This is a genomic window from Alterileibacterium massiliense, from assembly GCF_900104645.1.
In the GTDB taxonomy this organism is placed as follows: Bacteria; Bacillota; Clostridia; order Peptostreptococcales; family Anaerovoracaceae; genus Alterileibacterium; species Alterileibacterium massiliense.
Genome location: NZ_FNWE01000002.1, coordinates 388,897 through 408,110, shown reverse-complemented (window position 1 = coordinate 408,110; position 19,214 = coordinate 388,897). Strand labels below are relative to the sequence as shown.

General features: G+C 37.3%; 16 protein-coding genes. 1 reads left to right on the top strand and 15 read right to left on the bottom strand.

Annotated elements, in window-relative coordinates:
- Nucleotides 1-10: 10 nt before the first annotated feature.
- The 14 genes from BQ5371_RS03735 to BQ5371_RS03670 all read right to left on the bottom strand — a co-directional run bounded on the left by BQ5371_RS03735 (nt 11) and on the right by BQ5371_RS03670 (nt 15,654).
- Complete coding sequence (locus BQ5371_RS03735; protein ID WP_071132585.1) at nt 11-331, bottom strand: V-type ATP synthase subunit F; 321 nt, start codon at nt 329-331, stop codon at nt 11-13.
- A complete protein-coding gene (locus BQ5371_RS03730) occupies nt 324-1,313 on the bottom strand; it encodes a V-type ATPase subunit (protein ID WP_071132584.1) in 990 nt (329 codons plus the stop codon). The genes BQ5371_RS03735 and BQ5371_RS03730 overlap by 8 nt, the downstream gene beginning before the upstream one ends.
- Nucleotides 1,314-1,372: 59 nt before the next feature.
- Nucleotides 1,373-1,939 carry a V-type ATP synthase subunit E gene (locus BQ5371_RS03725; RefSeq protein WP_071132583.1) on the bottom strand — a complete coding sequence of 189 codons (567 nt, stop codon included), beginning with the start codon at nt 1,937-1,939 and terminating at the stop codon, nt 1,373-1,375.
- Between the two features lie 25 nt (nt 1,940-1,964).
- On the bottom strand, nt 1,965-2,438 hold the full coding sequence (locus BQ5371_RS03720) for a V-type ATP synthase subunit K (protein WP_071132582.1): 474 nt from the start codon (nt 2,436-2,438) through the stop codon (nt 1,965-1,967).
- Nucleotide 2,439: 1 nt separating this feature from the next.
- Complete coding sequence (locus tag BQ5371_RS03715; RefSeq protein WP_071132581.1) at nt 2,440-4,422, bottom strand: V-type ATP synthase subunit I; 1,983 nt, start codon at nt 4,420-4,422, stop codon at nt 2,440-2,442.
- Complete coding sequence (locus tag BQ5371_RS03710; RefSeq protein ID WP_071132580.1) at nt 4,409-4,735, bottom strand: hypothetical protein; 327 nt, start codon at nt 4,733-4,735, stop codon at nt 4,409-4,411. Before BQ5371_RS03710 ends, BQ5371_RS03715 begins: the two co-directional genes overlap by 14 nt.
- 120 nt (nt 4,736-4,855) lie before the next feature.
- Complete coding sequence (locus BQ5371_RS03705) at nt 4,856-5,053, bottom strand: hypothetical protein (RefSeq protein WP_071132579.1); 198 nt, start codon at nt 5,051-5,053, stop codon at nt 4,856-4,858.
- 126 nt (nt 5,054-5,179) lie between these two features.
- Nucleotides 5,180-5,659, bottom strand: coding sequence for a 23S rRNA (pseudouridine(1915)-N(3))-methyltransferase RlmH (rlmH, locus tag BQ5371_RS03700; RefSeq protein ID WP_071132578.1), 480 nt, complete (start codon nt 5,657-5,659; stop codon nt 5,180-5,182).
- Nucleotides 5,660-5,664: 5 nt separating this feature from the next.
- On the bottom strand, nt 5,665-6,477 hold the full coding sequence (locus BQ5371_RS03695) for an MBL fold metallo-hydrolase (protein WP_083377415.1): 813 nt from the start codon (nt 6,475-6,477) through the stop codon (nt 5,665-5,667).
- A gap of 17 nt (nt 6,478-6,494) precedes the next feature.
- Nucleotides 6,495-9,821 carry a PD-(D/E)XK nuclease family protein gene (locus BQ5371_RS03690; RefSeq protein ID WP_071132577.1) on the bottom strand — a complete coding sequence of 1,109 codons (3,327 nt, stop codon included), beginning with the start codon at nt 9,819-9,821 and terminating at the stop codon, nt 6,495-6,497.
- Nucleotides 9,822-9,840: 19 nt separating this feature from the next.
- Nucleotides 9,841-10,476: an HAD family hydrolase gene (locus BQ5371_RS03685; RefSeq protein ID WP_071132576.1), complete on the bottom strand. Its 636-nt coding sequence runs from the start codon at nt 10,474-10,476 to the stop codon at nt 9,841-9,843.
- A 4-nt stretch (nt 10,477-10,480) separates the two neighbouring features.
- Nucleotides 10,481-11,621 (bottom strand): peptide chain release factor 2 gene (gene prfB, locus BQ5371_RS03680; RefSeq protein WP_235821175.1). Its coding sequence is split into 2 segments (ribosomal slippage): nt 10,481-11,551 and nt 11,553-11,621, totalling 1,140 coding nucleotides; the frame shifts between segments, so codons are not numbered across the junction.
- Nucleotides 11,622-11,641: 20 nt separating this feature from the next.
- Nucleotides 11,642-14,392 carry a preprotein translocase subunit SecA gene (gene secA / locus BQ5371_RS03675; RefSeq protein WP_328586038.1) on the bottom strand — a complete coding sequence of 917 codons (2,751 nt, stop codon included), beginning with the start codon at nt 14,390-14,392 and terminating at the stop codon, nt 11,642-11,644.
- Nucleotides 14,393-14,394: 2 nt separating this feature from the next.
- Complete coding sequence (locus tag BQ5371_RS03670; protein WP_071132573.1) at nt 14,395-15,654, bottom strand: hemolysin family protein; 1,260 nt, start codon at nt 15,652-15,654, stop codon at nt 14,395-14,397.
- A gap of 147 nt (nt 15,655-15,801) precedes the next feature.
- On the opposite strand from BQ5371_RS03670, the gene BQ5371_RS03665 reads away from it, so the two are divergent.
- Nucleotides 15,802-16,785 carry a DMT family transporter gene (locus BQ5371_RS03665; protein ID WP_135354788.1) on the top strand — a complete coding sequence of 328 codons (984 nt, stop codon included), beginning with the start codon at nt 15,802-15,804 and terminating at the stop codon, nt 16,783-16,785.
- Between the two features lie 6 nt (nt 16,786-16,791).
- Here the strand turns inward: BQ5371_RS03665 and BQ5371_RS03660 are convergent, their stop codons facing one another.
- Nucleotides 16,792-19,206 carry an ABC transporter permease gene (locus BQ5371_RS03660; RefSeq protein WP_071132572.1) on the bottom strand — a complete coding sequence of 805 codons (2,415 nt, stop codon included), beginning with the start codon at nt 19,204-19,206 and terminating at the stop codon, nt 16,792-16,794.
- Between the last annotated feature and the right edge of the window lie 8 nt (nt 19,207-19,214).

Sequence of the window (19,214 nt, the reverse complement as noted above, 5' to 3'; positions counted from 1 at the left end):
TCATTACCCCCTATTTATCACCAAATAATATATCTACGCCAACTGCTTTTTCCACGGCTCTCTTAATATTTGAAAGTCCTGTTCCTTGACTTCCCTCTCTACCTGGAATTGAAACAATTGCCGGAATCATTAAATCCTCATATCTTCCTACTTCATCCTCTATTTCCTTATAAAGTTTTTCCGTAATGAAGATAATTCCATAGTCTTCCTTTATTATACTGTGAAGTATTTCGGAAGCTTCATTTCCTGTTCTGCAAGTAAATGCGTCGAGTCCGAAAGCCTTGAATCCTATTACGCTGTCGGCATCTCCAATTATACCGATTTTATTCATAAGCCAACCTAAGCCTCTCTTTAATAAGTGCCGGCTCCATTCCGGCGAGTTTTCCCGTGATGAGAATTCTTACGCTCTTTATCTCCATCTGTGCTGATACCATGTAAGCAAATAATGCTTCAATGCCAAAGGTCTTAAAACCGGCTTTTCTTATGTATTTTATTAAAACATCATCGCAAAGCTTTTCGAGAAGTGTGAAACTGCCCGTGTTATCAAGGCGAGCAAGCCCCTTAAGAGCTACCTCATAAATCTCATATGGTGAAAAGCGTTCTGCTATCTGCGTCAAATCGTCATCAAAGCTATCTATAAATACCTTCTCATCAATATTTCCATTCGGAATATAAAGCTCTGAGAAAAATGGCCACTCCTTACCCATCATTCTAGCTCTCATGCAGGTCTTAAAGTTGAGGGTGTCTATCAAAAGGGATATGTATCCCTCAATAAAATCATTGCCACTTCTCTTAGCAATTTCGCTTATTTCTATATAACAATATTTATCGCACACAAGGTCTATAATCTGAGGATCTTTGGTCCTTGCATGATTATCGATTGCATCATTTACAGCCTTTAGCATATTCTCTGTTAGATTGATCTCATCTCTCTCGTTGACATATCTAACCATGTCGCTAGGTGGGACAGTTCCTGTATTAAGCAATATATCAGGTCTTTTAAGTCCCAGTGCTTCACCTTTTAAGATGACTTTTATATTATGGTAGTCAGATGGAATAGAAAATATATCAAATACTTCATCATCTGAAAGTTCTTTTATGTAATTAACAAGGTATTTTGATTTTTCGCCAAGCTTTTTTTCATAATTATCTATATCAAAATGCCCATCTTCTCCACCATAACCTGCATTCTCAAGAATCTTAAATATGTCATCTGCATTGTTCATCTCTACAAGCTGATCAAATTGCTCTTCTTTGATTAGCTTGTCTTCCATGCTCCTGATGCAAGCGGTCGCATATATATAATCAGTCAATTATGCACGCCTCCTTTCAATTTATTTGCAAGCATTAGAATAATCTTTAGAATAGCGAGCTAAAATAATAAGTCTGAGATCTCTCTCATAATATTGGTCTTATCGCTTTCTATGATTTCTTCTATCGAGGCGTTATAAGAAATATTTCCACATTTAATTATGCAGCCACCTTTTATATCAGCCACATCATCGCTTAATTTGAGCTTTGTACCCTCAAGCTTTTCCATAACTCTGGCACCATATCTATGCCTGTCATGAGAGGAAATGAGAACTTCTCCTGTCTGATTCTTGAAAGGTTCTACCTGCTTTTCTATAAAATTCACATAATCATCTGCATCTAGATTTCTTATGTATTCTACCGCACCGTCGAAGCTTTCTTTGATGAGTTCCTGCTTTGCTTGAAGAGCCATCTGCCTGGAATCAAGTCCTGCAACGGAATTATTTCTGAGAATTATCTGTTCAGCTTCTTTTTTTGAAGCTACCCTTCTCTTATCCTTAATTCTTCCAGCCTCTCTATTTGCCTCATCGAGAATCTTATTTCTTTCTTCCTCTGCATCTTTAAGGCTTTGTTCAGAGTACGCACTCGCCTCGTCTTCTATTCTTTTTAAAATGGAGTTAATACTCATCTATAAGTTCCTTTCTGCAACACTCTTAGCCTATCTTAATTCCGTTGTACATAAGGAAAGAGATGATAAATGCTAGAATTGCATATGTTTCTACCATTACTGCGTAAATAATTGCATTACCAAGTCTTCCTTCCTTTTTAGAAAGGAGCATAATTCCCGACGCTGCAGCTCTACCTTGGAAAATTCCAGATAAAATTCCTACTATTCCAATAGGAAGTCCTGCGAAGAAAAGTGAAAGACCCTGACTTGTAGTTACATCAAGAATATTTCCACTTAGAACTCCAATTTTTACCAAAATCATTATTGCAATAACCATTCCGTAAATTCCCTGAGTACCAGGCAATGCCTGTAGTACGAGGGTTGAACCGAAGCTCACCTTGTCCGTAGACATAACTCCGTCAGCAGCCTCACCTGCAATTCCTACTCCGATAGCACTTCCAACTCCTGCACATGTTGCAATTGCGGCTCCTAATATAGCCAATGCTACTCCTAATTCCATATTACTTTTCCTCCTCAACCACTTTAATATATTTTGTATTTTTTTCAAAAGGTGTAAATTCTCTTCCTCCACCTTCATAAAATTTACCAAAGAATTCTACAAACTGAAGCCTGCAACTGTGAACAAAGGCTCCAAGTGCGTTAATCGCAAAGTTAAGCGTATGTCCTAATGTAAATATCAAGATGAACATTATCACTCCGACCACGCTCTTTCCTCCCATGGAGGCGAGGAAATTGAATACCTGAGCTATTGATGTTGATGCAAGTCCAAGTCCTAGCAATCTCGAATATGATAGTATATCTGAAAGATTTCCTGTCAGACCGCTGTATATATTCCATAAGCCTATTGCCTTACCAATTCCTTTGTTGATAAAGAATGGAAGTATGATTGCCATTATTAATCCGGCTATTAGCATCACCTTCCCTGCCTTAGGAACCGATGGATTAAGCATCTTTCCGAAAAGCGTTCCGACCGCACCTAGTACAATCAAGTACCAAGCGAAATCATCATTGATTGCAGATAGAACCTTTCCTGACCTAATCTTCTCATATGCATCTATTCCCATTCCTACGAATAAATGTAAAATTCCAAGTCCGCAGGATACCATGAGAAATAGCATCGCAGATTTACCAGGGTCAAGCCAGAGAGGTTTTATTATAATCGTCTTGTTAAAGAAAGTCTTAGCGACTACAGGAATCGCATCTCCGAAATAACTTCCGAACATTACTCCCCAGAAAACGCTCGATATACCACTGTAAAATAGTATGTGCATGAGCTTTTTGGCTGATCCCTCGACCTTGCCTTTTTTGAGCAAAATCGCTGTTGCAATCATTATTATTAGTCCATACCCCACATCTCCGAACATCATTCCGAAGAATAATATGTAGAAGAATGTAAAGATCGATGTAGGGTCAACCTCGTGGGGATTTGGAAGTGAATAGAGTCTTGTTATGAACTCCGCCGATGAGAAGATTCCCTTATTTTTAAATTGTACAGGTATATCATTATCATCTTCTCTAGGTTCTTCAAACTCATATGCACAGGTGTATTTATCAAGAAGCAAAGACACCTCTTTTTCAGCAACCACAGGAACCCAGCCGTCAAAGTGAAAGGCTCTTTCGGTATTTAGTAAATTGCTCCTAACCTTTGATTTGTCTATCCTTATCTGAAGCAGATCGCGATATAGCTTTATGTCATCAATACGGCTTGCTTCATCAGCTATCTCTAAGGAAATTCCCTCCTGCTTTTCACGAGCCTTTTCAATCTGATTCTTCAGGCTTTCAATGTTTTCTGCGGGAGTTCCCTCATAATTATCAAAGCTGTGTTCAGAAAAACCATTTTTTCTAATTATATCCCATACTCCATCTTCATCTGCCTTGAAATATAGAATATAGACATATGTCTGCTGTTTATCCCTTGCTATTTCGGTTATCTTTGCACTAAATCCCTGAGAATCAAGTTCACCTTCAATATCAGAAGGGTCTCCTAGGGGTGGCAGAGTTCCAAGCTTTATGCTCAGATTCTTTGTTTCTCTCATCTCAAGAGGTAGGTCATATTCCTCCCAAGGTCTAAGTCCCATTATCTTCGCATTTGCCTCGTTCACCTCTGCATGAGCTTCTTGCAATTTTAAATCAAGTCCAAGTATTTTCTCTACTTCCTCTTGATATTCTTGCTCAAAAGCATATTTGTCCTTTTCAACTTTTCTACTTATCTTCTCTCTTACCGAGAATAGCGGTGCCTTTAGTTTTGCGTGCTTTTGCAGTACTTCTATTGCAAAATCGGCATCGGATTGCCTTCTCTCAAGTTCTCTCGATACACCCTCGTCACCGTCTTGCGTAACAAGCCTGCTCCACTCTTTATTTTGGAGCTTAAGAGTTCCATTTGATATTTCGACAACTCCGAGATCCATTAAATCGTCAAGTATGGATTGTCTTTCATCGATCATTCCAATGACAGACACCTTGTGCATCTTAACAATTGCCATCCGGATTCACTACCTTTCTTACTATGACATCAATCGCTTGACCAATATGTTCTCTACCATCTGCCTTAATCTTCAAGCATTTCTCACGCTCATTATCTATTTTTTCCTTATAGAGCACTTCTGCTCTTTTCTCTGCTTCCTCTATTATCTCTTTATGCTTAATATCAGCATCGATTCCAGCTTTTTCAATTATCTGCCTTGCTTCTTTTCTTGCATCAGAAATTATCTCCTTAGCCTTTTCCTCAGCATTTTTTTTAATCTCTTCTGCCTTTAGCTCAGCTTCTTTTACCCTCTCAACACTTTCTATCGACATGGGTCATCTCCTTTTCTATATGAAATAGAACCTCAGTTTACCATATTAATTCTAAATATTATAACACAATTTATCGCGTACAATTGAAATCTTCTTGTTTATATTTACACTTATTCTTCATTAATTCAATAAATAGGCTAAATTGCTGAGCAAGAAAAAGGTGCCCATCATAACAATTAAGGCTATTACAACGATTTTAGCAGCCAAGCTCCCTCTGCCTTTGGTTTTACCATTTTCTGCCTCCATTTCTTTATTATCATTCTTTCTCTTTTTTATTTTCTCTTCCTTTTGCCTTTTATTACTATCGTAAGTTGCCACCTTGTCTCCTTTCCTGAGCTAAAAAATGCTAATTACTTATATACAATCGTTATATGATTACTTATTCTCTAGTACACTCTAGTTAAAATTCAATATTCTCCTAAATCTAATATTCTCATATTAAAATTATTTGTGGTACGAAGTTCCCTTGTTAATCATAAAGCTTCTATATATCTGCTCAAGCAGTATTATCCTCATCATCTGATGCGGAAATGTCATAAGTGAAAATGACAACTTGAAATTTGCTCTTTTGCTAACCTCATCTGAGAGCCCTAAGTTCCCGCCTATCACGAAGTCAAAATCGCTATATCCTTGATTCGTTATTCCTATCAGCTTTTCAGCCATCATCTCTGATGAAATCTGCTTCCCTAATATTTCAAGTGAGATAACATAATCTCCATCTTTAATCTTTGAAAGAATTGCTTCGCCCTCTTTTATCTTAACAATCTCTTCGTCTTTGGGCGACGGGTTCTTCGTAATTTTATATTCTTTTAACTCCACTATCTCAATATTACAAAATGGTTTAAGGCGTTTGATATATTCATTGCTCGCATCTTGCCAATATTTCTCCTTTAGTTTTCCTATGCAAATAATCCTTATATTCATATCACCTAACCATAAATCATAGCTGAAATTCTATCCTTTAGTGCCACTCCAAGTGCAAAATCTTTTCCCTCGTGTATTCCATTTTCCTCAAGTATATTTGATACAGTAAGCCTTGCCTGATCCGGAGTATTATTTGTCGTACTTAAGTGAGCGAGCAGGATTTTCATCTTTCCCATTCCGCTAGATTTTCTCGCTTCTATCGCATTCGTTATAATCTCACCCGCTGATACATTTGACAGATGTCCCTTGTCGCTAAGAATTCTTCTCTTTAGCTGGTATGGATATGGTCCATATTGCAAAATATTTACCTCGTGATTTGCTTCCATAACCACCACATCTGAGGTCTTAATTTCCTCAAATATCTCATCTGTAACAATTCCAGTATCGGTCACAACTGTAATCTTTGTATCTTCTGAAGCAAAAGAAAATCCTAGAGGCTCACTTGCATCATGGGAAAGTGAAAAGGCTTTAATGCTAATTCCTCCGCTCATCAATCTATCCTGAGATTTCAAATATTCAATTTTTCTTTCGGGTATCTTCTCAAATTTTTCGCAGCTAAACGCAGTTCCCTTTGATGTGAAAACTTTTGAATTTTCCAGTTTCCCAGACAGAGTTGAAATGCTTTTGACATGGTCAAGATGCTCGTGCGTAACAAAAATTCCGCTAACCGAGCTTTTGTCAATTCCGTAAGATTCAATCGTTCCCAATATTTTTTTGCAACTAACCCCCGCATCAAGTATTAGGTGCGTCTTTCCATCTGATATTAAATATGAGTTTCCCGAGCTACTGCTTGCAATTGAAGATATTCCCAGCTTCACCTATATCCATCTCTTTCCTAAATATAATTATATTCATTTCCATCATTTGATATATCAAATTTACATATTGCTTTGTAGTCGCAGTATGTACATTCTGTGCTATTTGTCGTCTTTACCGGAGTTATGCTTATATCCCCATCTATTATTTTCTTTGCAATATCTCTCATTGCTATTTTTACGCTCTCCCTTATTTCCTTAAATTCCTCCTCTGAAATCCCCTTAGATGAGGCATAGGATTTTCCTCCATTTTCGCCATCTACATATAGACCGTCAAGCATAATTTTATCTTTATTTTTTTGTATTGTATCTTGCTCTTTATCTTTTGAAATATCCGTAAGCTCCGTTAATTCGTCCGAAATATTGAAGTAAAAAATTCCATCAGGCGTGTGCTTTTCATCTATAACGCTCTCAAGGTATACCATTAGCTGAATCTTGTATCCACCTTTCATCTTATCAATGGATACCTTTTCCTTGCCCGTTTTATAATCGACGACACGCACTCCATCTTCTTTCAGATAATCTACCCTGTCTATCTTACCCTCGACATAGACCTTTCTATCATCGACCTCGAGTTCTATCGGTTTATACCTAGCTCCTTCTCTATTTGAAAAAGGTTCTTCAAAAAATGCCTCCATAAGTTCATCATCTAAGAGCTGTTTCATGAGTTCTTTTACCGCTTTTGTGCATAGATCCTCAATCCTGCTAAGCCTGTACTCCTCTGACTTATCGCTTGAGAATATTCCTCCTCTGTGGCTTTCTGAAATATTTATAAGCTCCTTATGCACAAGCTCTCTTGTATCTATTTCATTAATTTCCTTATTTTCATTAGCTCTCTCATTTTCATTAGCTCTCCCGTTTTCAGGAATTTCTTCATTAATAATTTTTAACTCGTTCATTTTATTTGGAGGCACGCACATTTTTTCACCAAACTTCTCTCTCTCGTCCATGAGTTTCCTGCTGACCTGCATAATACACTCATGAAATACATTTCCAATATCCCTTGAGTCGCTACAAAATTCCCTATCTTCCTTTGGCTTAATTCCATATGAAATAAAATATCTAAATGGGCAATATTTAAATCTCTCCATCTTGCTCGCACTTAATACTATGTCCTTATTTTTTCTTCCATATAGAGATGTTATTAGGGAAGAATTTAGATTCTTCATTTTATTGTCACTAGAAGCTACAGCTCTAAGGGTTTTTGCAGTGCTTGGTTCATTTTTCTCATACCACGCTAAAAGGGAAGAGCTTATCATATCCCTTTCTTCTTCCTTATTCTTATCAGGCATCGCTCTATTATTTAAATAGTTCATCATATGCCTAAGGGATTCCTGTCTTCCCTGAACTAAATCAAGGCCAAATCCTCTGGTAACGATGTCTTTCTCAATTTCTATATCAAACAAATCGCATATCTCGTTAACAAATGACGACGCTTTTCTATCCTCGCCTGATATGCTTGATAGCGAATAGCTTATATATAATCTTTCCGACGGCTTAGATAGGATTCTATAAAGTGCGACCTTTTCTTCAAGTTCCTTGATGTCATCTAATGTCCCAAGCTTTATTTCCTTTTTTTTGAAATATTTTTTTTCATCTATCGAAAACAGTCCTTCCGGCTCTTTAGATAAAGGTAGTATTCCCTCATTAGCTCCTAGCATTACGACAGCCTTTATATTGGCAGGCCTTGTCCTTATAAGAGTTCCTACCGGCAGCTGATCTCTTGCAGGCGGAATATTCGCAATCTCAACTTCGACTATACCAGTTTCATAAAGCTCTATAAATGATTTGATGTCAAACTCATCATCTCTCATTATCACCTTAATTTGATCTAAAACCTTATAAATTGCCTCGTAACTTCCTCCGACAATTTGAGCTCCAGAATTGTTGCTTGAATCTTCGAGATTTTTAATCATATCCTTAACATTATCCGTATAATTCCATTCTTCATCGAGATATGTTGAAAAATCAGAGATGAAACTTTCGACATTTTGAGCATTTTCTATGATATTCTCCAGCTTTTCAAGTTTTTCATATATGCGTCTTTCGATGTCAATTATGATTTTAAACTCATCTCCATATTCAAAATCTCCATATTTAAAAGGTTTCCTCCAAGCATTTCCCCTTATCCTATACTTATGAAGATATGAATCCATTAAGAGGACTTCATCTTCTGAAAATCCGCTAATTCCTGACTTTAAAATATTAATTATTTCGGCAGTATTAATTCCACTCTTGACGCTTTTTAATAAGCTTATTACAAAGATTACTGCGGGATTTCCTGTTATCTTATCCCTAGAATCGGAGAATACATCGAGCCCATATTCGCTAAATGTCCTCTTGATTATGGATTGCATCTCCTTTTCTTCATTAGCTATGATAGCAATGTCTTTAAGCCTGTATCCCTCATCTCTTATCAGCTTTACAATGTATGCGGCTGCGTTTTCCGCTTCATAATATGGATTTGCCGATTCGACTATTTTAATGCCTCCTTTGGTACCAATTTTTATACCATCGTAAAGGGCATTTTTTGAAAAAAGAACTTCTTCAATTTTCGATATATCAAAGGATTTTTCGAGCAGATACTCGCTTCCAATTTTTTGATATTCATAAGGTACACCATTCATATCCGCAGATTTCATTATCATGCCGGTCATAATGCCATCAAGCCCGAAATTGCTTTCATTTATTATTATGTTAACTCCCCTAGAATACTTCGCAAGTTCTATAATCGCCGATAGAAATTTCGGCGTTATGCTGTCAAATCCATATATCCAGGCCGCCTTATTCTTTATAAATTTCGATTCTGAAATGCTCTCAACATATTTCGATATGTAATCCTCATTGTCATTATATTTACCTGAAATTTCTTTTTCATATTCTTCGTAGATATTGATTATCTCTCCTAACTTTCCTTTTAAAAGATTGTCAATTTCTTCATCTCTGAATGTTTCTTTCAAGTCACTCGGGCTAATATTTTGCCTTTTACAGTCAGATATAAAATCATTTATCATCTGTATAAATGCTGGCATTTTTGCACTTTTTTTGAATATATCAAGCTCGCCTGATTTCTCATTTATTATGCGTGTCAAGATAAGATGCCGTCCATACTTGTCTAGAGCATCCATGTTTTCCATTCCCTTTTCTCTTAGTATTCTAAGCCCGAGCCTATTCATTCCGAAAATTTCAATATCAAAAAGGCAGGTATCTCCCGTATACTTAATTGCCTGTTCTTCCGAAACAACAGTATACTGATCAGGGACAATAACTACCGCTTCTCCTTCAATATTTTCATAAACGAATTTTTCCTTGTCTAGATTTTCTCTTCCGGCGAAAAGTCTTATCATCGCTTCCTCTATTAAAGATTTATATGATTTTTATTAGGTCCATAGGATTTTCAAGCCTGTGAGTTGGGGTATATTTCAAAAGGTCATCTTCGCTAAATGCCTTGCTCCAGCCAGCCAAAGCAGAATCTACGCCCGCATTATTTGCACAGCCAATATCAAACCTCGTATCTCCTATCATTATGGCTTCTTCTCTTTCTGCACCTAGTTTTTCAAGTGCTATTATGAGTGGAAGTGGGTCTGGCTTATGTGCTTTTACATCGTCACAGGTTATAACTAGGTCAAAATAATCCTCTATTCCAAGGTCTTTCATATATGCCTCTGTTGTCTTAGCAGTCCTAGATGTCACGACCGCTTGAACATAAGCCCTATCTTTTAAATATTCCATAAGCTCTCTAATCTCAGGGAAAAGATGCTTCCTATGATTGTTAGTCCTTTGATATTCTCTATACATCGAGATGGCTTCCTCGGTATCGGCTTCTGGTATCATATTTTTTATAGAATACTCGAGAGTTTCTCCAAATGTATGATAGAGCTTTGATTCCTCTTCTTTTTCACCTCTGTAATGCGTGAAAATATGTTGCCAAGCATCTATGATAAGCTCATTCGTATCTGCAATTGTGCCATCAAAATCGAAGATAATATATTTCTTTTTCAACCTACTACTCCTTTGCCTCTTTCGCATCTTGAATCAGCTTAGCCTTGACAAATATATCGAGTTCTCCATCTATTACGCTAGAGACATTTCCGACCTCTGCTCCCGTTCTATGGTCCTTAACCATAGTATATGGCTGAAAAACATATGACCTTATCTGACTTCCCCATGTGAACATACTCATATCGCCTTTTAGCTCATTTATGTTTTTCTTGTGCTCCTCAAGAGCAAGCTTGTATAACTTAGATGCGAGAATTTTCATCGCAACTTCTTTATTCCTAAGCTGTGACCTCTCATTCTGACATGTTACAACTATTCCTGTCGGGATATGAGTTATCCTTATCGCTGAGTCGGTCGTATTTACATGCTGACCTCCAGCACCGCTAGATCTATATGTATCAATCTTTAAATCTGACTGGTCAATATCTACGCTTATATCATCTCCCAAATCCGGAGTAACTTCTAATGCGGAAAATGAGGTCTGTCTTTTTCCTGCTGCATTAAATGGCGAAATTCTAACCAGTCTATGCACTCCCTGTTCGCATTTGAGAAGCCCATAGGCATTTTCTCCCTTCACAAAAAGGGTTGCACTCTTTATACCTGCCTCTGTATCATTTTGAATATTTATTATATCGACCTTAAATCCTTTTTTTTCGCAATATCTCATATACATTCTTAGCATCATCTCCGCCCAGTCCATGGCATCAACTCCGCCAGTTCCTGCATGGATACTGATTATCGCATCATTTGAATCATATTCTCCGGACAAAAGGACTTTAAGTTTTATATCGGAAGCCTTCTCCTCAAGCTTAGAAATCTCATCATCTAGATTGCTTAATTCAATTTCAAGCTCCTCTTTTTCAGTTCCCTCTCCCGCAAGCTCATCAATTATATCTGCTTCATCGTGAGAGTCTTTAATTCCTTGCTTTAGAGCTTTATATTCGCTTGCCTTATCTTCTAATATTTTCTTCTTCTTTAAGACAGCCGTGGCTTTTTCCCTATCATTCCAGAATCCGTCCTGAGCTACATTTTCCTCTAGCTCTGTTATCTCTCTATCTATTTCATCAAGGTCAAAGAGACCTCCCGATCTCGCTAAGCTCATCCTGCAAGACCTCAATTTTTTGCCTTATTTCAGCCAGTGTAATCATCTTAGTTCTCCAAATTTAACTTATTTGCCTTTTCCACAGCAATTTTTGTACTTTAAGCCTGAGCCACATGGGCATGGATCATTTCTGCCTATCTTAGGTTCCTTTCTTTTTACAGGCTCCCTCTTTGGGGCTTTTTCTTCGCTAGGTGCCTCGCCTGCCATATTTCCCATTCCTGATTGTTCTCCCGAAAATTCTTCCTTTGAAGCATTCTCTGATTTTACAACCTTATGTCTTTCGGTCTTTGTTTCAAGCGTTACATTGAAGCAGTACTTTACAGTTTCCTCACGAATATCTGAAATCATCTCGTCGAACATATCGAAGCCCTCTTTTGCATATGCTACGGCAGGGTCCTGCTGTCCGAGTGCTCTAAGTCCAATTCCATTCTTGAGCTGTTCCATGGCATCTATGTGATCCATCCACCTGTTGTCAACAACTCTAAGTAGGATCATTCTCTCAACTTCCCTCATCTGCTCCGTGCCAATTTCTTGCTCTTTTTCTCTATATAACTCATCGAAGATTTTTCTTACATCTTCTTTGAGCTTTTCCTCATCGAGGTTTTGCAACTCCTCCTCGCTATATTTCAAATTATTATGATACTTGCTTGTAATCTGATTTAAGCCGTCATTTATATCGTCGAAGTTCCATTCCTCAGGATATTTGGACACCATTGTGACAGGGTCTATTATGCCATCTATGAGTTCATAGAGCATATTTTTGATATATCCATTGACATCTTCCCCATCTAGCACGGATTTTCTTTGCTCATAGATTGTCTCTCTCTGCTTATTCATTACATCGTCATATTGGAGAACATATTTACGAATACCGAAGTTCTTGCCCTCGACCTTTTTCTGTGCCGCTTCAATCTGTCTTGTTAAAACTCCTGCTTCTATAGCCTCATCTTCAGCTAGTCCAAATTTTTCAACATATTTCTGCATTCTTTCGCCGCCGAAAAGCCTCATCAGGTCATCTTCAAGACTTATGAAAAACTGTGTTAGCCCAGGGTCACCTTGACGACCGGATCTACCTCTTAGCTGATTGTCAATTCTCCTAGACTCATGCCTTTCAGTACCTATAATGCACAGTCCACCGAGCTCGACTACCCTCTTTTGTTCCTCCTCTTTATCCTTAGAAACAGTTTCCATCAGCTCCTTATATCTATTTCTCGCCATTTCAAGCTTCTCATCGCTGGTCGGTTCAAAGCCCACTGCAAATAGGATTTGTTCAGGAGTAAATCCTTCTTTCTTCATTTCTTTTCTTGCGACAAAATCAGGATTTCCGCCGAGTATGATGTCGGTTCCTCTTCCTGCCATATTCGTAGCAATCGTTACTGCACCGAGTCTACCTGCCTGTGCAACTATCTCCGCCTCTCTCTCGTGATTCTTGGCATTTAAAACCTCATGCTTTATGCCTCTTTTCTTGAGCATCGAGCTGATATATTCAGATACTTCAATTGAAATCGTACCTACGAGTATTGGCTGACCGGTCTTATTAAGCTCGCAAACTCTGTCTATTATCGCCTTAAACTTGCCTTTTTCGCTGGCATAGACTGAATCCTGATTATCTATACGCTGAATCTCCTTATTAGTTGGTATTACAACTACATCCATATTGTAGATTTCTCTAAATTCATCTTCCTCTGTCTTTGCTGTACCCGTCATACCAGCTAGTTTATTGTACATTCTAAAATAGTTCTGCAAGGTTATTGTAGCAAGGGTCTTTGACTCCGAGCGAACATTTACGCCTTCTTTTGCCTCGATTGCCTGATGAAGTCCATTGGAAAACCTACGACCATACATAAGTCTTCCTGTAAACTCGTCTACTATCAGAATTTCTCCGTCCTTAACTATGTAATCTACATCTTTCTTCATCATATAATTAGCTCTGAGTGCTTGATTTATATAATGATTTAATTCCATATTGTCAGGGTCTGAAAGATTTTCTACCTTGAAATGCTCCTCGCTCTTTTTTACTCCCTCGTCTGTTAAAGAAATTTGCTCGTCTTTTTCCTCAATCTTATAATCTTGGTCAAGTCTTAGATTCCTAACAAAGCTGTTCGCCGACCTATACATGGTGCTTGAATCAACGCCTCTACCTGAGATAATTAGAGGAGTTCTCGCTTCATCAACTAGGATTGAGTCAACCTCGTCCACGATGGCGTAGTTAAGAGGTCTTTGCGTTAATTCTTCCTTGTAAATGACCATATTATCTCTAAGATAGTCAAATCCAAACTCATTATTCGTTCCATATGTGATGTCTGCTTTATATGCCTCTTTACGATCTTCACCCTCAACTTCGTGAATAACGCATCCAACGCTTAGACCAAGGAAATTGTATAACCTGCCCATCCATTCAGCATCTCGCTTTGCAAGGTAGTCGTTGACTGTAACAACATGAACTCCCTTGCCCTCAAGAGCATTTAGATATGCTGCGAGCGTAGCAACTAAGGTTTTACCTTCTCCTGTCTTCATCTCAGCAATCCTGCCTTGATGAAGAACAACTCCGCCGATTAATTGAACTCGGAAATGCTTCATTCCAAGACTTCTCCATGCACCTTCACGGCAAACCGCAAAAGCTTCAGGTAGTAAATCGTCTAGGCTTTCTCCGTTTTCCCTAATTCTCTTTTTAAATTCTTCAGTCTTATTTCTAAGCTCATCATCGGTGAGCTTTTTCATATCTTCGTCAAGTTCTTCAATCCTATCTACGATTGTTTCAATCTTCTTAACTTCTTTGGCATTTAAATCTCCAAATACCTTGCTTAATAATCCCACTATTATTCCTCCTCTTCAGGTTTATCTTCAACATAGATGCGGGTCATCAGTGCTCTCCTGCTGTCCGCCTTTGTTACTCTTACATGGTAAATCTTGTGTCTTGTTTCAAAATCAAAGGTGTCGCCGACCTTTGGCAATCTATCGAGTTCTATCATAACCCAGCCATTTACCGTGGTAGCATCTTCGAGTTCATAGTCCTCTCCTGTCATCTCAAAGAATTTTTCAACATTCGTTCCTCCTGCCACCTTATAGCTTCCATCTCTTTGCTCTGTTATCTGCCTATATTCTATAGAATCATGTTCATCATATATCTTTCCTACAAGCTCCTCGATTATGTCTTCCATGGTGACAAGCCCTGTTGTACCGCCATATTCGTCTACAACAATCGCTATATGCGTTTTTTTCTCTTGCATTCTTCTAAGAAGTGAGGACGCTCTCATCGTCTCTGCAACATAGGCTACAGGCTTTATATAATCTTCCAAAGGTTTATTTTCTGCAATTACATAGTTATGATAATCTTTTTGGTTGAGAACGCCGATAATATCATCTAGGTCGTCTTCATATACCGGCATTCTGGATAATCCGCTCTCCTTAAATTCTCTGCTTATTTCTTCAAATGATGCACCGAGCTGGGTTGCAATTATGTCTGTCCTTGGCGTAATAATATCTATCGCCTCTAGCTCTGCAAATTCAATCGAATTTTTAATAAGCCGGCTCTGCTCTTCATCAATTCCTCCCTCGCAGACAGCTTCATCAACGATATTTATTAAATCGTCCTGTGTGTACTCTGGCTCAGTTTTTGAATTAGAAATTTTACTTATGAGTTTTTTCCATAGTGAAAAGAGCAGGTTGAGAGGGGCGAAAATATACATTAACACATTTATAAAAGGTGATATGAAAAGTGCAAACTCCTCGTCCTTATCCTTTGCAAAATTCTTTGGCGTAATCTCACCAAATATTAGTACAAGCAAGGTTATTACGACTGTTGCTACGGTAGCTCCTATAGGCCCGAGTAGGCTTATAAAAAGTATGGTCGCAATTGTCGTACAGGTGATGTTTGCAATGTTATTTCCTATGAGAATCGTCGAAAGAAGCTTGTCATATTTTGATACTAAGGACAGGACAAGCTTCGCATTCTTAACATCTTCATTTGCCTGCTTCTTTATCTTAGCAGTGTTAAGCGAAGTAAAAGCCGTTTCAGTTGCAGAAAAAGTCGCAGACAGTACTATTAAGGCTATTATGCTTATAATGTATTTAGCCAAATATACCCCTTTCAAATATCTATATAATATCTATTGAATGTCTATAAAAACAAATTATAATCCATTGTGAATTATACTATATTGTTGTGTTAAATTAAAGAATATGCTTTAAAGAAATAGTCTGTTATAATTGGGATTGTGAATGATATGCGTGATATTAATTATGGGAATGAAATTAATGATAAGAATGACAAGATTAGTATAGATAAAACGAATAATATGAATAATAAAAATAATGTGAATAATAAAAATAATATGAATGATATAGATAATATAGGTAATATAAATAGCAGAAATGGGATAGCGTCAATGATTATAGCCTCTGTCTGTTTTGCTATGATGTCTGTCATGGTAAAACTCTCAGGTGGCAGGATACCATTATTTCAGCAGGTATTCTTCCGTAACATAGTCATGATATTTTTTGCTATCATTACTCTTTATGCAAAAAATATAAGTATTAAAGTTAAAAAGGAAAATATCGTTAGGCTCAGCCTTAGATGCGTCTTTGGTTTTCTTGGAGTTATTGCACTTTTTTATGCGAACAACCACCTACTTCTCGCAAATGCACAGATACTTCAAAAGACAAATCCCCTATTCGTTGCAATACTTGCTATCTTTATCCTAGGAGAAGCTCCTACGCTTAAGCGTTCTCTCCTGCTTATCGGCGGTTTTGTCGGTGCTTTCATAATAATAAATCCAACAGGAGATTTTCATAATATCAAGGCTTCTATTATCGGATTATCTTCTGCATTGTTTGGAGCTATCGCTTATACAATGGTTGGAAAAATGTCGGGGAGAGTTGACAAGATGGTGATAATATTCTATTTTTCGCTATTTTCAAGCCTTGCCTCAGTTATTCCAATGGTAAAATCGTATGTTATGCCAACTGCTCTCGAATGGATATATTTGATTCTTATCGGTGTTTTCGCTGCGGGAGGTCAGTATTTTATTACAAAAGCATATACGAGTGGAAGGGCTTCAACCGTTGCCTTCTTTGATTACACTGGCGTGGTTATCTCTCCGCTCCTCGGTTTACTTATATTCAATGAATCCATATCAGTGCGTATAATCATCGGAATGGTTCTTATCATAATCTGCGGTTACCTCTCATCTAGGATAAGAGAAAAATAATAAGGCTTATTCCGCTGATTTCAGAGATTCCACCATATCAACTCTTAGCAATTTCCTATACATGGCTAGGCTCACAATTATCGTAAATAAAATCGTCAATAGAGCGGATATGACATAATCTCTAGGCATGAGTTTTGGCACAAAATATATCGAATTAACATCAATTTGCAAAATTATAAATTTAAGTAGCAATTTGCCAAGCGGAAGTCCCACTATAATTCCAATCAGTGTCAAAATGAAATTTTCACGATACATGTATGCTGAAACTTCTTTATTCCTAAACCCAAGAACCTTTATTGTCGCAATCTCCCTTATTCTCTCTATAATATTTATATTGGTTAAATTATAAAGCACTATAAAGGCTAGCAGTCCCGCTGAAAAAATTGCTAGGAAAACAACTCCATTTAAGCTGCTCATCATATCATCGAACTTCTCTATGAGGTCTACATTTATTACCGCACCGCTTGCAAGATTGGTCTTTGAAATTTCGGTAATTTGCTTTCTCATCTCTTTAACGCTTAGCCCGCTAGGTTTTTTCACATAGGCAGCATTGTACTCAATCTTTTCGCCATCAGTATTTTCAAAAGTATCCCTATTCAATATCACAGGTCTATTTATGTGATTATCAAATATTCCACTTACCTTAACCTCTAACTCATTTGAATTTACCTTTATTTTAAGCCTATCCCCAGCCTTGATGTCGTATTTATCTCCTAGCTTTCTGCACACCGCAATTTCGCCTTTTTTAGGAAATTTTAGACTTTGACTTCCATTCTCGAGATTGATGAAATTGCGAATATCTTTTTCATCTGTAACACTTACATCTACATCGTGCTTTTTACCACCGATTGCAAGCTCACCATTTCCCATATAAATATATTTTAGATCGTTGTCTTTAAATTTTTTATCATTATTGATGGCATTTTTCTCAAATTCAGCCTGCCTTGCCTCGTTCATATCTTCTTTAAAAAAGATACGGTAATCATATTTTGTAATATTGTCATATTGATAGGAAACTGAGTTCTTTATAGTTGTCTTTATACCAAATCCTGCGACGAGTAAAGCTGTGCAACCTCCTATGCCTATAACCATCATTATCAATCTCTTTTTATATCTAAAAACATTTCTAATCGGCACCTTGTGAAGAAATCCGAGCTTATCCCACACCGGCTTAATTCTTTCGAGTAATATCCTCTTTCCGCTTTTAGGAGCTCTAGGTCTGACTAGCTTAGCTGGTACTTCTTTTAATTCACTCGCACACGAAAAAACTGTGGCAGCCACCGCTGATGCTATTGATATTCCTATGCAGATAAGTCCGAAATTCAGGTCTCTTACATAAACAGACTTGCCCGCAAAATCGTACATGGTTTTATAAGCATTCCATATTGTGCTTTGAAAAATATGGGTTCCTGCAATATATCCTATAACCGAACCTATGAGCGTTGCAGTAACTGAATAAAATAGGTATTGCACCAAAATCGATGAACTGCTATACCCAAGAGCTCTAAGGCTTCCAATCTGAATTCTATGGTCATCAATCATTCTAGCCATCGTAGTCATGCACACAAGCACTGCAACCATGAGGAAAAAGAGCGGGAATATCTTAGCTACTCCATTTAAAATATCCGCATTTTCTTTGTATGTCGAATATCCGCTATTGTCTTTTCTATCCGTTAGATATGAGCCCTCAGGCTTCCATTCTTTTATTTCTTTTTTCACTTCTTTTAAATTTCTATTGTACTCATCGGAGTAAGACCTCGGATGCTTATCCATTTTCATATATAGCGTCGTATATACTGGAGAGTTAAAAGCTGATGACATGGTGTACATGAAATTATCAACCTTGCCAAGCCCTAGATTCGTATTACCTCTCTCAAAGTCTAAATAGATTGGCGATGTTGCAATTCCGACGATTTCATATTCTTTTACATCTAAAATCGCCTTTGTACCTTGGTCATTATCCTCTGATATTCTAATTTTTTTACCTATGTCTTTTTTTGTATAATTCTTATAGTCTGCTACACATTCATACTTATTCTCTGGCATTCTTCCATATTTTAAATCAGGAATATTGATATTATCTGTTAGAGAAATTATATGAAATACATATTCTTTATCTTTGCTATCTTCTGATGTTCCATTTTTTATAAAAGCATCTACCTCATAGGCTCCCTCTGCTACTTTAATCTTCTCAAGCTCTCTTGCATTTTTTATATCATCTTCCTTTATGCCATATTGTGACTGAAGCTTAAAATCATAAATCTTTTGGTTTTTATAATATTTATCAGCCGTATGTAGCATTGATTCGTTGGTCGTCCTAAGTCCTCCAAAAAAGCCCACTCCAAGTGCTCCGATTAAGGCAATCGCTATAAATCTGCTGAATGTTTTCTTTATTTCTCTAGCAATATTTGTAAATAACATAGGTTTTC

Excerpts from the sequence above, each read along its gene's own strand:
- BQ5371_RS03725 (WP_071132583.1), bottom strand. The coding sequence starts at position 1,939 with ATGAGTATTAACTCCATTTTAAAAAGAATAGAAGACGAGGCGAGTGCG.
- BQ5371_RS03710 (WP_071132580.1), bottom strand. The coding sequence starts at position 4,735 with ATGTCGATAGAAAGTGTTGAGAGGGTAAAAGAAGCTGAGCTAAAGGCA.
- BQ5371_RS03715 (WP_071132581.1), bottom strand. The coding sequence starts at position 4,422 with ATGGCAATTGTTAAGATGCACAAGGTGTCTGTCATTGGAATGATCGAT.
- BQ5371_RS03665 (WP_135354788.1), top strand. The coding sequence starts at position 15,802 with ATGCGTGATATTAATTATGGGAATGAAATTAATGATAAGAATGACAAG.
- rlmH (WP_071132578.1), bottom strand. The coding sequence starts at position 5,659 with ATGAATATAAGGATTATTTGCATAGGAAAACTAAAGGAGAAATATTGG.
- BQ5371_RS03735 (WP_071132585.1), bottom strand. The coding sequence starts at position 331 with ATGAATAAAATCGGTATAATTGGAGATGCCGACAGCGTAATAGGATTC.
- BQ5371_RS03720 (WP_071132582.1), bottom strand. The coding sequence starts at position 2,438 with ATGGAATTAGGAGTAGCATTGGCTATATTAGGAGCCGCAATTGCAACA.
- BQ5371_RS03660 (WP_071132572.1), bottom strand. The coding sequence starts at position 19,206 with ATGTTATTTACAAATATTGCTAGAGAAATAAAGAAAACATTCAGCAGA.
- BQ5371_RS03690 (WP_071132577.1), bottom strand. The coding sequence starts at position 9,821 with ATGATAAGACTTTTCGCCGGAAGAGAAAATCTAGACAAGGAAAAATTC.